Annotated in this window: 12 protein-coding genes; 5 read left to right on the forward strand and 7 right to left on the reverse strand. The window is 64.7% G+C overall.

Features of this window, described 5'->3' with window-relative positions:
• Positions 1-15 precede the first annotated feature (15 nt).
• Both IB258_RS18990 and IB258_RS18995 read left to right on the forward strand, forming a co-directional pair.
• Entirely contained in the window at positions 16-978 is a 963-nt protein-coding gene (locus tag IB258_RS18990; RefSeq protein WP_175212723.1) for a substrate-binding domain-containing protein, read from the forward strand.
• A gap of 12 nt (positions 979-990) precedes the next feature.
• Positions 991-1,731 (forward strand): ATP-binding cassette domain-containing protein, encoded by a 741-nt coding sequence (locus tag IB258_RS18995; protein ID WP_192353015.1) that lies wholly within the window; start codon positions 991-993, stop codon positions 1,729-1,731.
• A 91-nt stretch (positions 1,732-1,822) separates the two neighbouring features.
• Here the strand turns inward: IB258_RS18995 and IB258_RS19000 are convergent, their stop codons facing one another.
• Both IB258_RS19000 and IB258_RS19005 read right to left on the reverse strand, forming a co-directional pair.
• Positions 1,823-3,028, reverse strand: a complete 1,206-nt coding sequence (locus IB258_RS19000; RefSeq protein WP_192353016.1) for an FAD-dependent monooxygenase — start codon at positions 3,026-3,028, stop codon at positions 1,823-1,825.
• A gap of 18 nt (positions 3,029-3,046) precedes the next feature.
• On the reverse strand, positions 3,047-4,024 hold the full coding sequence (locus IB258_RS19005) for a tripartite tricarboxylate transporter substrate binding protein (protein ID WP_054458858.1): 978 nt from the start codon (positions 4,022-4,024) through the stop codon (positions 3,047-3,049).
• 156 nt (positions 4,025-4,180) lie between these two features.
• Here IB258_RS19005 and IB258_RS19010 point away from each other — a divergent pair, with 156 nt between their 5' ends.
• Positions 4,181-5,086, forward strand: a complete 906-nt coding sequence (locus IB258_RS19010) for a LysR family transcriptional regulator (protein WP_192353017.1) — start codon at positions 4,181-4,183, stop codon at positions 5,084-5,086.
• A gap of 54 nt (positions 5,087-5,140) precedes the next feature.
• Here IB258_RS19010 and IB258_RS19015 read toward each other — a convergent pair whose 3' ends face one another.
• Positions 5,141-5,422 carry a peptidylprolyl isomerase gene (locus IB258_RS19015; protein WP_006385706.1) on the reverse strand — a complete coding sequence of 94 codons (282 nt, stop codon included), beginning with the start codon at positions 5,420-5,422 and terminating at the stop codon, positions 5,141-5,143.
• Between the two features lie 229 nt (positions 5,423-5,651).
• Here IB258_RS19015 and IB258_RS19020 point away from each other — a divergent pair, with 229 nt between their 5' ends.
• Positions 5,652-6,611: an MrcB family domain-containing protein gene (locus IB258_RS19020; protein WP_192353018.1), complete on the forward strand. Its 960-nt coding sequence runs from the start codon at positions 5,652-5,654 to the stop codon at positions 6,609-6,611.
• A gap of 74 nt (positions 6,612-6,685) precedes the next feature.
• On the opposite strand, the gene IB258_RS19025 is transcribed toward IB258_RS19020, so the two are convergent.
• Together IB258_RS19025 and IB258_RS19030 are read right to left on the reverse strand one after the other, a co-directional pair.
• Positions 6,686-8,131 carry a M81 family metallopeptidase gene (locus IB258_RS19025; protein WP_192353019.1) on the reverse strand — a complete coding sequence of 482 codons (1,446 nt, stop codon included), beginning with the start codon at positions 8,129-8,131 and terminating at the stop codon, positions 6,686-6,688.
• Between the two features lie 11 nt (positions 8,132-8,142).
• The gene (locus IB258_RS19030; RefSeq protein ID WP_054458863.1) at positions 8,143-9,117 is read right to left on the reverse strand and encodes a tripartite tricarboxylate transporter substrate binding protein; all 975 of its coding nucleotides are present in this window, start codon (positions 9,115-9,117) and stop codon (positions 8,143-8,145) included.
• Between the two features lie 193 nt (positions 9,118-9,310).
• On the opposite strand from IB258_RS19030, the gene IB258_RS19035 reads away from it, so the two are divergent.
• A complete protein-coding gene (locus IB258_RS19035; protein WP_192353020.1) occupies positions 9,311-10,231 on the forward strand; it encodes a LysR family transcriptional regulator in 921 nt (306 codons plus the stop codon).
• Between the two features lie 32 nt (positions 10,232-10,263).
• Here IB258_RS19035 and IB258_RS19040 read toward each other — a convergent pair whose 3' ends face one another.
• Both IB258_RS19040 and IB258_RS19045 read right to left on the reverse strand, forming a co-directional pair.
• Positions 10,264-11,280, reverse strand: coding sequence for an amino acid ABC transporter substrate-binding protein (locus IB258_RS19040; protein WP_054458869.1), 1,017 nt, complete (start codon positions 11,278-11,280; stop codon positions 10,264-10,266).
• Between the two features lie 123 nt (positions 11,281-11,403).
• Positions 11,404-13,713, reverse strand: coding sequence for a molybdopterin cofactor-binding domain-containing protein (locus IB258_RS19045; RefSeq protein WP_192353021.1), 2,310 nt, complete (start codon positions 13,711-13,713; stop codon positions 11,404-11,406).
• Positions 13,714-13,762 lie beyond the last annotated feature (49 nt).

Here is a 13,762-nt window from a genome sequence, read left to right on the forward strand (position 1 = left end):
AAGGGGAAGAGAACCATGCGTAAATCCTTGATGCGCAATCTGCTGTTGGCCGCGTTTTCGGTGCCGGCCCTGGCCATGGGCGCGGCGGCGCACGCCTTCGACGTGGGCATCGTCGCGTTCCAGATGTCTTCGGAAACCCACGCGCGCGTCGCCAACGCCGCTGCCGAAGCCGCCCGCTCCAAGGGCTGGACCGTAACCCAGCTGAACGCCGAAGGCTCGCTGCCCAAGCTGGCCGAACAGCTCGACACCCTGGTCAACAAGAAGGTCGACGCCATCGTCATCGCCATGGGCAAGCCTGTGGAAACCGACGCGCAGCTGCAGGCCGCCAAGGAGAAGGGCATACCCGTCGTCGGCGTGATGTCCGGCGCCAGCCCCCACATGCTGTTCGACGTCGAGGTCAACGAATACGCCACTGGCGCCCAGTCCGTCCTCTATATGCTGGGCAAGATGGGCTACCAGGGCAACATTCTGTCCGCCCGCTTCGACGGCAACTCCGGCACCCGCATCCGCGGCAAGATGCTGGACGCCGTCCTGACCGAGAACACCGCCGTCAAGGACCTGGCCAAGTTCAGCATGGCCCGCACCCAGAGCTGGCGCGACGATGTGCGCAACGGCATGCAGGCGCTGCTGCTGCGCCATCAGGGCCAGTTCAAGGGTATCTGGGCCTCGTTCGACGGCCAGGCCTATGTCATCGACGATCTGTTGCAGGCCCAGGGCATGAAAAAGGGCGACATTACGCTCGTGTCCGTCGACGGCAGCCCGGAGACCTACCGCCGCATCGCCGATCCCAACAGTCTCATCACCGCGACCATGATGATCCCCTTCGAGCAGATGGGCACCAAGGCCATCTACGCCATCGACCGGATCGTCGTAAAGAAGGAACCCAGGGAAAGCATCGCCGCCGGGCCCTACCTCTTCATGGACTCCGTCCTGGTCGACGCCAGCAATGTCCAGAAATTCCTGCAACCCGCCAAGTAAGAGCCAAGAGCCATGACCGCCGCGTTGTCGCTACGCCAGATCAAGAAGTCGTATGGCGCCGTCGAAGCTCTGAAGGGCGTGGACCTGGACGTGCCCCAGGGCAAGGTCATGGCCATCTGCGGCGACAACGGCGCGGGCAAGTCCACGCTCATCCGCATCATCTCAGGCGCGCAGGAACCCAGCGCCGGCGCGATGAGCCTGAACGGGCAGCAGGTCGCGTTCGGATCGCCCCACGACGCCCTGGTGCAAGGCATCGCCACCATCTACCAGGATCTGGCGCTGGCTCCGCGCTTGTCGATCTGGGAAAACATCTTCATGGGCGCCGAACTGGTGCGGCGCGTGGGGCCGCTCAGCATCCTGGATAAACGCCGCATGGCCGAGGATGCGCGCGGCTACCTGCAACGCCTGTCCCTGCCCATCGATGACATGGACCGGCCCGTGGAGCGCATGTCCGGCGGCCAGCGCCAGGCCGTCGCCATCGCCCGCGCCCTGCGCTGGGACGCCCGCGTCGTCATCATGGATGAACCCACCGCCGCGCTGGGCGTCAAGGAAACGGCGCTGGTGCTGAACCTGGTGCGCAAGCTGCGCGAAGAGGGCCGCACTGTGATCCTCATCAGCCACAACATGGCCGACGTGGTGGCGCTGGCGGACAGGGTGGCGATCCTGAAGAGCGGAACCAAGGTCATCGAGCGCGACGTGGCCGGGCTGGATGCGGACGCGTTGGCGCATATGGTGATGACGGGCAAAGAGTAAGGCCGCGCTTGGCCCCAGCGGCCATGCGAATGAAAAAGGCCGCCGCCAGCGATAGACCCGGCGGCGGCTTTTTTTTCATGTGGCGGCAGAGTCAGATCGGCGCTTCATCCGCGTTATAGCTGAACAGCCATTCATAGCGTTCACGCACGCGCGTTTCGTTCCACTCGCGGTCCACGTAGTCGGCGGCGCCTTGCGCGTGTGCCAGTGCCGGATTGTGGAAGCGCCGAGCGTTCTCGGCCGAACCGCGCACCACGCGAGATGCCCGTTCCACGCGCGCCGCTTCGTAGCGTTTGAATGCCTGGGGAACATCGTCCGGCTGCGCCTCCAATGCGCGCGCCAGTACATAGCCGTCCTCGATCGCCATTGCCGCGCCCGAGGCCAGCATGGGCAGCGTCGGATGGCAGGCGTCTCCCAGCAGGGTCACGCGGCCCTGCGACCACTCAGGCAGCGGTTCGCGCAGCATCAGCGCCCATTTGTAGGGTTCGTCCAGCGCCTGGATCAGTGTCTGCACATCCTCATGCCAGCCCGCGAAATCCCGAGCGCATTCCGCTACGCTACCGCGCTCGGTCCAGGACTCCACCTGCCAATCGTCGCGTTCCAGGATGCCCACGAAGTTCACCAGTTTTCCCTGCCGCAGCGGATAGTGGATGACATGGGCGCCCGGGCCTACCCAGTTGCAGGCATAGGGCTCGCGCAGATGCGCGGGCAACTTTTCGGCCGGGATCACGCCGCGCCAGGCGACGGTGCCAGAAAACGCCGCCGCGTCCGCGCCGAACAGCGCGGCGCGCACGCGCGAGTGCACGCCGTCGGCGCCGATGAGCGCCGCGCCTTCGATTTTTTCGCCCGACTCCAGTACGGCGGTGACGCCTGTGTCGTCCTGCGTGAACCTGGTGACCTTGGCGCCCAGGGTGATGGCCCGCGGGTCATTGGACTGCACCGCCTGCGCCAGAATCCGGTGCAGGTCGGCGCGATAGATCGTCAGGTACGGATAACCATAGCGGGCCACCGATTCCGCTCCCAGGTCGAACAGCGGCCAGGTTCGTCCGCTGGACCACAAGCGGATACGCTTTCCGGCCGTCGGGCGTGCGACCTCCGTCAGCGCGTGTTCCAGACCCAGTTGATACAGCACGCGGTTGGCGTTGGCGCTAAGTTGGATGCCCGCGCCGACTTCGCGCAGCTCCTGTGCCTGCTCCAGCACGCGCACGCGCAAGCCGCGCCGCTGCAGGGCCAGCGCGGCGGTCAGGCCGCCCAGGCCCGCGCCGGCGATGAGATATAGGGGGGAGGCGTTGTGAGACATATGTTGCGGGGGTGTGGGTTAGTCAGGCTTGATGCCGGCTTGCTTGACGACCTGGGTCCATTTGTCCAGGTCCGTGCGGATTGATTGCGCGAATTGCTCCGGCGTATCGCCCACAGGCTCCAGGCCCAGGTCGGCCAGCTGGCGCTTGACCTCGGGATCGCGCGCTGCGGCGGCCAGCGCCTTGGTCAGGCGCTCGATCACCGGCTGCGGCGTGTGGGCGGGCGCCATGAGACCGAACCAGGAATAGGCTTCGAAAGGTTTGCCCAGCACTTCAGCCACGGTGGGAACGTTGGGCAGTTGCGGGTAGCGCTGCGCGCCGGTAACGGCATAGGCGCGCAGCTTCTGCGCCGCGATCTGCGGATACAGCAGAGTCACCGTGTCGAACAACAGATCAACTTGGCCCCCAAGCACGTCGCTGAGCGCCGGCGCCCCGCCGCGGTAAGGAATGTGCAGAATGTCCACGTTCGCGCTGCGATCGAACAGTTCGGCCGTGAGATGGCCGACCGAACCCGTGCCGGCCGAGGCCACCGTCAGCGGCTGGCGCCGAGCAAGGTCGAGCAGCGCCTTGAGGTCAGCACTGGGCAGGGCGGGGCGGCTCACCAGGATTAGCGGGCCGCGCACCGCCATGCCGATAGGGGTGAAGGAGGCGATGGGGTCATAGTCCAGCTTGGGATAGAGCGCGGGCGCCACCACCATGCTGCTGGTGCCGCCCCATAGCAGCGTGTAGCCGTCAGGCTGTTCGCGCGTTACCGACGTGGTGCCCACCGAGCCGCCCGCGCCTGCACGGTTCTCCACGATGACCGGTTGGCCCAGCTGTTCGGCCATGGTCTTGCTGAAGAGGCGCGCGCTCGTGTCGGTCGGGCCACCGGGCGGAAATGGCACCACTAGCCGGATCGGCTTCTCGGGGAAGTCCGCAGCCTGGACGGCGGGCGCCGGCGCAAGGGCCGCGCACGCAATGGCGAATGCCGAGGCAATTCGCAGGGGGAATCGGAACATGCTTGTCTCCTGTAGGCGCATTTGCGCTTTTGTTCTGGGCCCATCCGGACGGAAGGCAGCGCATTTCGCAATTGCAACGCAAACGGATAAACAAGTAAAACTGCGTTATCTTGTCTATTAACAAAGAAGTTTTATTAATTATCTGGTAGTCCACGCGTGAATTTCTCCCTGCGCCAACTGCGCGGCTTCCTTGCCGTAGCCGAACATGCCAGCTTCACCAAGGCCGCGGCCCAACTGCACCTGACGCAGGCCGGCCTGAGCGCCATGGTGCGCGAATTCGAACAGAGCATAGGCAGCCGCCTGTTCGAACGCAGCACCCGCGCCGTGTTGCTCACCGATGCGGGACGAACGCTCCTGCCCGTCGCCCAGCGCATGGTCGATGAACTGGGCGGCACGCTGAGTCAACTGGCCGCCGCCAGTACTCCGCAGGCGCGCGTGCTGCGCGTGGGCGTCACCCCGCTCATCGCCAGCAGCATCCTGCCGCAGGTGCTGCGCGCCTGCTCGGCAGCACAGCCGGAATGGCGTGTCGAAGTGGCCGACATGGACCGCAGCCTGATCCAACAGGGTGTCGAAGACGGAACCCTGGACGCCGGTTTCGGCGCCTTCTTCCAGAAGGCGGCTGGCCTGCGCCGCCGCGGGTTGTTCCCCGCCGAACTGGTGCTGGCGCAATCGGCCGAACATGCCGCCCGGACCCGCCGCGCTCCCTTGCCCTGGCAGCGGCTCGATCCCGCCAGTCTCATCGTGCTGCCTTCCAGCAACCCCATCCAGCAACTGATAGACCGGCACGTTCCTCGCATGCCCGATGTCGCGAACCTCCCGCCGCGCCGCGTCTACAGCCACCTGGAAACTATCCTGGCCATGGTCGAGTCCGGGCTGGGCCAAGCCGTCGTGCCCTCGTTTGCCGCCTTGACCGGCACGCGCTGGCGCGTGCAGCTCCGGGCCCTTACGCCCCGCGTCGCGCTGGACTACGCCATCGTCACCCGCAGTGGCCGCCGTGACAGCGCCGGATTGACCGCGTTCGTGGACAGCCTTAGGGCGGCGGCCCAGATGCGCGAGCCATAAAGAAAGCCGCCGCCAGTTGCCTGGCGGCGGCTTTCTTTGAGACTGCTGCTGGACTTAGTCCTTGCGGCTGGTCACTTCAACCAGGTGGTAGCCGAACTGGGTCTTCACCGGACCCTGGACCTCGCCGACCGGGGCGCTGAACACCACGGTGTCGAATTCCTTGACCATCTGGCCCGGACCGAACGTACCCAGGTTGCCGCCGTCGCGCGAGGACGGGCAGCTGGAGTTTTCCTTGGCCAGCTGAGCGAAGTCGGCGCCGTTCTCGATGGCGGTCTTCAGTTCGTTGGCCTTGGCTTCGGTGGAGACGAGGATGTGGCGGGCGGAGGCTTGTGCCATTTGGGGCTCCTTGCGGACTTGAATTGGGGATGGGGAGAGTAACGCATTCAGCGGGCTACTGCAGGAATTGCTAGGGTAACTCGAGAGTGTGGAAAGCTCTAAGGAATGACTTCGAACTTGCTATGTAGTCCCTTGATTACTAATGCTTATTTCAAAATGTTATAAATGGCCTCAATCATTCATTTAGGGATAACGCAAGAGTTAATCCCGAAAAAGAGGCCAAAAGCACATGAGTATCCGGCAGTGTCTGAGCAAGGTCCTGAAGGAATATGCAGCGGCGCGTGGTGAAACCTTCTCCGGCCACGCTCTCGCTCAGTTCGTACGTCGAGACTTCCGGGATACGGTGGCAGCCATTGTCGGCAGCGATCGGCAACTCATTTGTAAGGGCAGCGCGGGCCAAGGAAATTGGGGGCGCGGTCCATGGTTGGGGGTGTTCTATGCGCCGATTACCGAGAGCGCTCAGTCAGGCTACTACCCGGTCTACTTGTTTCGCGAAGATATGCAAGGGGTGTACCTGAGTCTGAACCAGGGGATGACCGAAGCGAAGGCTCACTACAAGTCAGATGCCAAAACAGCGCTGAAGGCGAAGGCGGCGAATTTTAGAGCTTTGCTGGGCTCTGCTTGGAAACAATTCCCTCTGGTGGAAATCGACCTTTCTCCCAGCGCGTCGTCGAACGATACGGCTTTCTATGAGGCGGCGAACATTTGCGCCAAATACTATCCGGCGGAAGATCTGCCTACAGAAGAAGTCCTGGTTCAGGATCTGAAAGCTATGTTGATGCTATACGGCATGCTCTACGAAGCCGAGACTGTAGGGGGCTTTAGCGCAGAGTCGGAAGCAGATGAGCCGGAAGACTTGTTGTATGAGGATTTGACGCGCTTTCGGATGCATGCGCGGTTGGAGCGTAGCGCCAAGCTCACTAAGCAGGTGAAGGCAAAGAAGGGCTGTGTCTGTGAAGTTTGTAATCTTGATTTCGAGAAGATCTACGGAGAGCTGGGTAAGGGCTACATTGAGGCGCACCATCTGCGGCCGCTCGCTACGCTTAAGGGGCAAAAGGTGTCGATGGATCCGGAATCGGATTTCGCTGTGCTATGCGCCAATTGCCATCGAATGATCCATCGGTCCGAGCATATTTCGGACGTTAATGAGTTTAGAAACAAGCATTTCGCGACCCGGAAGATTGGGTAGCTGTTCAGTCAGTTTGGCTTGATGATTGCAACGTTGCAGGATCGCGTGGCGCTAGGTGGGACGACATGCAACTCTCACCCGTCAATTGGCCACTTGGGCCTTTCCACGCGCTGATACGCCAGCCCGCGAAAATCCAACGTCGCCGACCCCGGAGCGTCCGCAAACACCACGTGCCGCGCCACCTTGGCGAACGACGCCTGGAAATGCTGCGCCGACTTCACCACGATCAGCGCTTTCTCCTCCAGCCGGCACCCCAACTGCGTGAACACATCGATATCCATGGCCTGGGCCCGCACCGTGATCAGCACGATCTCGATACCATCTGCTTCGACCAGCGCGGAGTTCCCCACGACGGCCGGCGATCCGGACAACCCCGTCATGACCATGTCCGGCACCAGCGCCTTGACCGTACACATCAAGTCCAGCGGTTCCCCTGACAGGGGGCTGATCTTGCCCCCGATGCGCAAGGGCAAGCGCGCGCCGACGCCAGCGCTGAAAGCGATGCGGACGGCGATGGGATCCCACATGGGGCCTATCGCCACATTGCGCACGCCCCGTTGCAGCAGGCGGCGCAGCAGGAAGGTGGAGTCGCCCGCACCCCCGCCGCCGGGATTGTCAGCGGCATCGGCAATGACGACAGGCGTTGCGCCATATGCCAGAGCCTGGTCGATAGCTTCGTCCGGTTTGGGGTAGATGGGCGTCAACACTTCGCGCATGCCTATGAGCTCGTCGGCCAGGCGCCGCGCAAGCTGCTGGGCGGCCTGGGCGTTGCCGTCGGCATAGACCAGCAGCTTCGTCCCCATGTCGGGCACGTCGCCCCAGGCGAAGCTGTGCACCACGGAAATGGAGAGTATGCCGTCGCTGCCTTCCAGCGCGCTGATGCGGTCGATATAGCTGCGCGCCGGTTCCTGTGGCGTGCGGATGGTGACGACCATCTCGCAGTCGGCCACGGCGGCAACCGGGGCGATGCGCCGATCGACGATTGCCGCGCAGAAGTCCACCAGTTCCAGCGCGCGTTCGCGGATGTCGGTGTGGGGATATTCCTTGTAGGCGACCAGCATGTCGGCGTTCGCCACCATGGCGTCCGACAGATGGCAATGCGGATCCAGCTCCGCGCCCACGACAACCTCGGGGCCGACGATGCCGCGGACGCGCGCCAGCAGATCGCCTTCGCAGTCTTCGTAGCCGTCGGCCACCATGGCTCCATGCAGGCCCAGCACCACCATGTCGACGGGCAAGGCCTGTCCCAGGTCGCGCAGCAGTTCATCGCGCAAAGTCTCGTAGGCATGGCGCGTGGTAATGCCGCCGGGTTGGGCGCCGGCGGCCATGCCTTCGATCACGGTCCAGCCGTGTTGCGCGCCGCGCTGGCGCGCTGCCCACAGAGGTCCGCTGAAGATGGTCATCTCGGGAGGATGGGTGCCTGCGGGGTAGTAGCCCCGGTCGGCAAAATCATCCAGCGAGGTGGGCAGCGGAGCGAACGTATTGGTTTCCGTGGACAGCGAACCGGTGAAAACGCGCATGGTACGAGTGCTTAGTCCGCGGTGGCGCCAGAGGCCTTGACGACGTCGGCGTACTTGGCGATTTCGGAAGCGACGTGCTGGCGCAGTTCTTCCGTCGTGCCGCCGCCGGGCGTGGCGACCATGCCGGCGAGCTTCTCCTGGATTTCCTTCTCTGCCAGGATCGCGTTGACTTCCTTGTTCAGCTTTTCCACGATGCCGGCGGGCGTGCCGGCAGGCGTGAACAGCGCGTACCAGGACGTCATCTCGTAACCCTTGACGGTGGCGTCGATGGTGGGGATCTCGGGCGCAAAGGGCTGGACGGTAGCGCTGGTGACGCCCAGTGCGCGCAGCTTGCCGCCCTGGATGAGCTGCATGACCGAAGGCGCGGTGTCGAACATCACCTGGATGCGGCCGGCCATCAGGTCGGTGAGGGCGGGCGCGCTGCCCTTGTACTGCACGTGTTCCATTTCCACGCCCGTCATCATCTTGAACAGTTCAGCCGACAGGCGGGTCGACGAGCCTGCGCCGGACGAGGCGAAGAAAATGTTCTTGGGGTTGGCCTTGGCGTAGGTGATGAACTCCTGCACCGTCTTGGCCGGCACGGTGTTGTTCACCACCATGATGTTGGGAAAGCGCGTCAGCAGCGCCACCGGCGCGAAGTCCTTCTGGAAGTCGAAGGACAGTTCCTTGTACAGCGACACGTTGATGGTGCTGGCGTTCGAGCCCAGCAGGATGGTGTAGCCGTCGTTGGGCGAGCGCGCCACGGTCGCGGCGGCGATGTTGCTGGCGGCGCCGGGACGGTTCTCGACCACGAAGGTCTGGCCCAGCTTGTCCGACAGGCGGCCGGCGATCAGCCGCGCCACGGCGTCGGACGAGCCGCCCGGCGCGTAGCCGACCACGACCTTGACGGGCTTGCTCGGGTAGGCAGCTTCCGGCGAGGCGAAAGCGGCCTGTTGACTGAATACGCTCAGGGTTGCGGCAGCGAGGATCGAAGCGAAGAGTTTCATGCTTAAAGGCTCGAAATGGGCGTTACCTCGCATTGCCGCCGCCGCTGGCTTCCAGCTTGCGGCTCGCAACCGAGCGGATTTGAAAGTACGCGCATTATTCGCAATCGCAGGCCTGTAAATCAATGTAAGCTGCGAGGGAGTTTGTTGCCAAAAAGGCAACGATTTAGAGAAATCGTAGAAAAAGGGGACAAGCATGGACGGAGGACTGAGCGCGCGGCGCCTGCAATACTTCTTCGAGGCGGTGACGACCGGATCGGTGCGCGGCGCCGCCGAGCGCCTGGGGGTGGAGCCTTCCATCGTCAGCCGTCAGATCCAGTTGCTGGAGACGGAGCTGGGCGTGGCGCTGCTGGAGCGCAAGGGCCGGGGCATCGTGCCCACCGACATGGCCTCGATTGTGATGGACCACTGCCGCGACCGGCAGGCCAGCGAGCAGGCCTTGCGGGCCCGGCTGGACGAGGTCAATGGTTTGCAACGCGGCGATATCCAGATCGTCACCAGCGAGGGCTTCGTCGATATCCTGATGAGCGGCGTGGTGGATGAATTCTGCCGGCAGCATCCTAGCGTGCGGGTTTCGCTGAAAGTGGCCGGCGCTTCCGACGCGGTGCGCGCCGTGGTGCACGACGACGCCCATATTGGCGTGGTGTTCGGCGCGCCGGCGGACCCCGGCTTACGCGTGGTTCACACGCGCAACCATCCGTTGTGCGTGATCGCGTGGCCGGATCATCCGCTGGCGCGGCAGCGCAAGCGGCCGACGCTGAAGGACGTGGCGCGCTATCCGATTGCGCTGATGGGGCCGGGCTTCGGCTTGCGCCAGCTGATCGAGATGGCGGAACTATCGGAGAACATCGTGCTGTCGCCCAGCTTCATCGCCAACTCGGTGGTGACCTTGAAGCGCTATGTGGAAAGCCGCCTGGGGCTGACCTTCACGTCGGCGAACTCGGTGGTGAAGGAGGTGGCTCGGGGTGAGTTGGTGGCGCTGCGCACCACCAATCCCATCTTCGAGGCGGCGCAGACGCGGCTGATCGTGCGGGCGAATCGGCCGTTGACCAGCGCGGCTAGAGGCATGCTGGAAAGAATCCAGGCATCGCCGCTGTTCCACGGCGCGAAGCCGTAGCGGGCGATGCCTGGCGTGGTCCTGCTGTGACTTTAACGCACCGGCCAGCCGTACATCAGCCCGCCATCGCGGTACGAAGCGTTCAGGCCGCGCGGCAGCTTCAGCGGGCTGCTGGGGCCGAGGTTCTTCTCAAAGCTCTCGCCGTAGTTGCCGATGTTCTTGATGATGTTGTAGGCCCACTTGTCGTCCACGCCCAGGTTCTTGCCCATGCCCGGCGTCACGCCCAGGAGGCGCTGCACGTTGGGGTTGGTGCTCTTGAGCATTTCGTCGACGTTCTTGGACGTGATGCCGTATTCCTCGGCTTCCAGCATGGCGAACATGGTCCAGCGCACGACGTTGAACCATTGTTCGTCGCCTTGGCGGACCATGGGGCCCAGCGGTTCCTTGGAGAAGTTCTCCGGCAGGATGTCGTACTTTTCCGGGTTCTCCAGGTTGCTGCGCGCCGCGGCCAGCTGCGACTTGTCGCCGGTGAAGGCGTCGCAACGGCCCACTGCGAAGGCGCGGATGATCTCGTCCAGGCGCTCGACGACCACGGGCTTGAAGACGATGTTCTGCGAGCGGAACCAGTCGGCCAGGTTCAGTTCGGTGGTGGTGCCGGGCTGCACGCAGACCGTGGCGCCGTCCAGCTCCTTGGCGCTTTTCACGTTCAGGGACTTGTTCACCATGATGCCCTGGCTGTCGTAGTAGTTCACGCCCACGCCGATCAGGCCCAGCGTGGTGTCGCGCGTCAGCGAGAGCGTGGTGTTGCGGGGCAGCACGTCGACTTCGCCGGACTGCAGGGCGGTGAAGCGTTGCAGCGCGCTGACCGCCATGATCTTGGCCTTGGAGGCATCGCCGAACATGGTGATGGCCAGTGCGCGGCACAGGTCCACGTCCAGGCCGATCCAGCCGCCCTTGCTGTCGTTCACCGAGAAGCCGGCGACGCCGGTGGACACGCCGCATTGGACGAAGCCCTTGTTCTTGACCGCCTCGAAAGTCGCGCCGGCGTGGGCGGTCAAGGACGAAATGAGTAAGGCGGTGCCTGCCGCGGCCAGTTTGAGTGCTTTCATGGGTGTCTCCGCGCCATCCGGCGCATTTGTAGCGATCAGCCGAAGGCTGAGGTGCGGCGAATGGTAGCCAGCGGGCCGGGGCGGGAGTATCAGGGAATTCCCGTTAAATCCATGAGGCGGAATTTACGCGTCGCGAGCCGCCGGGAATAGCGCGGCATGCACGGCTTCAGGAGTGAAAGGCGCTTCGTAGAAGCGCAGCCCCGTCGCGTCGAATAGCGCATTGGCAATCGCCGCGGGGCCGGGAACCGACGCGGATTCGCCGGCGCCCATGGGCGGCTCGTCCTGGCGCGGCATCAACAGCACGTCGATGGCAGGCAGGTTCTTGAAGCCGATGATGGGGTATCCGCCCCATTCCCGGCAGGCCACGCCGGCGTCGTCGAAAACGACCTTCTCCAACAGGCTGCGGCTTAGCGTCTGATTGACGTTGCCATGGATCTGGTGGCGGACGCCGTCGGGATTGACGACCATGCCGGTATCCTGGCCGACGACGATGCGCTCGACCTCGATGCGCCCGCTTGCCGGATCCACGCTCAGGTCGATGACCCATGCGGCCCAGGCGGCGCCGAAGCCGGGGAACTTGCTATGCACGTAGCGCGCATAGGCGACGCCCCGGCCATGCAAGCGGCCATCGGCGCCGGGGCGGCCCCGGCTGCCTGGCGTCATCGGGCGCCACTGCGCGCGGGCGGCCGTGGCTTGCAGCAACGCGATGGCGCGCTGATCCTCCAGATGGCGCAGTCGGTACTCGACAGGATCAGCGCCGGCCGCGTGCGCCAGTTCGTCGATCATGCACTCATGGGCAAAGGAGTTGGGCAGGGCCGACACCCCGCGCAACCACGATGCGCGTACCAGCGGCGCCATGTCGTGGCAAACGATGCGCCGGTTGGGATAACGATAGGGCGGCGCGGCCGTGCGGTCGCCCATTTCGAGCGTACGAGGTTCGGCGGGAATGGCGCCAGTCAGCAGCAGGGCCAGCAATGGCGCGTCGTTGGAGGGGTAGCGGACGCCGAAGTCATAGGCCAGCAGTTCGCCGTCGGCATCGATCGCGGCGCTCACGTCCATCAATTGGCCTGTGCCCTTGGGTTCCCACTGATGTTCCTGTTCGCGCGTGAGCTGTACGCGGACCGGGGCGCCGACGGCGATCGACAGCAGCGCTGCGTCGGCGCAGACGTCGTCCGCGCAGTTGCGGCCATAGCAGCCCGCGGCCTCCAGGCGGATCAGGTCTATCCGATCCTCGCCCAGCTTGAGCAAGCGGTTCAAGTCGGCGCGCAGCATGTGGGGATTCTGCGTGCCGGTCCAGACCGTCAGGCGGCCGCCGCTGAAGTCGGCGACAGCGCAAGACGGGCCGATGGAGGCATGCATTTGATAGGGCCAGACATAGCTGCGGCGCAGATGCGTGGCGGCGCGGGCGCAGGCCGTATCGATGTCGCCTTCTTCGATCAGCGGCCGGGCGGTCGATGGATTGGCGCGGATGGCTTGCTCGAGATCATCCAGGCGCGGCGCGGGCGGAACAGGCTTCCAGCGTACTTTCAGCGCACGCATGGCGGCGATAGCCTGTTCCTCGCGATCCGCGACCACGCCGATGAAATCACCCTGCGCCACCACCTGCACGTTGCCCGGCAGGTGGGCGACGGAGTCGCGGTCCAGATCGGCCAGGCAACGGCCGATGAAGCTGCCGGCGTCACGCCCCGGATGGGGAGGGCGGATCACGCGGCCATGGCGCATGCCGGGCACGCGCACGTCGTGCACGAAGCTGAGTTCGCCGGTGGCCTTGGCGGGAATGTCGACGCGGGCGACGCCCTGTCCCACGATCTTGTATTCGTGGGCGGGCTTGAGGCGGACCTCCTGGTCAGGGGGCGCCAGGAGCAGCCGTATGTGCTGGCCGCGCAGCAGCTGTCCATAGTGCAGCTGCCGCGGGTCGTTGGCGTCGGCGGGCTGGATGACGCCCTCGCGCACCCGCAAGGCATCGCGCGGGATGTCCCATTGCCGAGCCGCGAGCATCAGCAGATGTTCGCGGGCCTGGGCCGCGGCGCGTCGCAGCGGTACCGCCGATATCTGGATGCTGGCGCTGGCGATGGTGGGCCCCTGGTTCGGGGCGGCATTGGTGTGCCCCAGCACCATCTCCAGGCGCGACAAGGGAACCTCGAGTTCTTCCGCGACGATCTGGGCCAGCGAAGTGCGGATGCCGGTGCCCAGGTCCACGTGGCCGTTGAAGGCGAGCACGCGCCAGCCGGCGGACGCGGTGTCCTGGGATGGCTGGCCGCTGTCGCCCAGCAACGCAATGAAGATCTCCGGCGTAGCCTGGACATAGTCCGACGCGACACCGGGCTGGCCGGGCGCGGGGCGCGGCGGGGCCGTGGGTTCGCGCACGACCAGCAAGGCGTCGGTATGGGCGAGCAGCGCGCCAGGCATTTCTTCAGGTTGAGGCAGGTTCATGGGGCTGACAGAGTCCGGGCCGGTGGATGATTATGCCGGCATTACCGGA

The organism is Achromobacter sp. ACM02, assembly GCF_014851605.1.
Lineage (GTDB): Bacteria > Pseudomonadota > Gammaproteobacteria > Burkholderiales > Burkholderiaceae_B > Achromobacter > Achromobacter aegrifaciens.

Bases quoted from the DNA above. Each gene is read 5' to 3' on its own strand.
- IB258_RS18990 (WP_175212723.1), top strand. From the start codon at position 16: ATGCGTAAATCCTTGATGCGCAATCTGCTGTTGGCCGCGTTTTCGGTG.
- IB258_RS18995 (WP_192353015.1), top strand. From the start codon at position 991: ATGACCGCCGCGTTGTCGCTACGCCAGATCAAGAAGTCGTATGGCGCC.
- IB258_RS19000 (WP_192353016.1), bottom strand. From the start codon at position 3,028: ATGTCTCACAACGCCTCCCCCCTATATCTCATCGCCGGCGCGGGCCTG.
- IB258_RS19005 (WP_054458858.1), bottom strand. From the start codon at position 4,024: ATGTTCCGATTCCCCCTGCGAATTGCCTCGGCATTCGCCATTGCGTGC.
- IB258_RS19015 (WP_006385706.1), bottom strand. From the start codon at position 5,422: ATGGCACAAGCCTCCGCCCGCCACATCCTCGTCTCCACCGAAGCCAAG.
- IB258_RS19020 (WP_192353018.1), top strand. From the start codon at position 5,652: ATGAGTATCCGGCAGTGTCTGAGCAAGGTCCTGAAGGAATATGCAGCG.
- IB258_RS19025 (WP_192353019.1), bottom strand. From the start codon at position 8,131: ATGCGCGTTTTCACCGGTTCGCTGTCCACGGAAACCAATACGTTCGCT.
- IB258_RS19030 (WP_054458863.1), bottom strand. From the start codon at position 9,117: ATGAAACTCTTCGCTTCGATCCTCGCTGCCGCAACCCTGAGCGTATTC.
- IB258_RS19035 (WP_192353020.1), top strand. From the start codon at position 9,311: ATGGACGGAGGACTGAGCGCGCGGCGCCTGCAATACTTCTTCGAGGCG.
- IB258_RS19040 (WP_054458869.1), bottom strand. From the start codon at position 11,280: ATGAAAGCACTCAAACTGGCCGCGGCAGGCACCGCCTTACTCATTTCG.
- IB258_RS19045 (WP_192353021.1), bottom strand. From the start codon at position 13,713: ATGAACCTGCCTCAACCTGAAGAAATGCCTGGCGCGCTGCTCGCCCAT.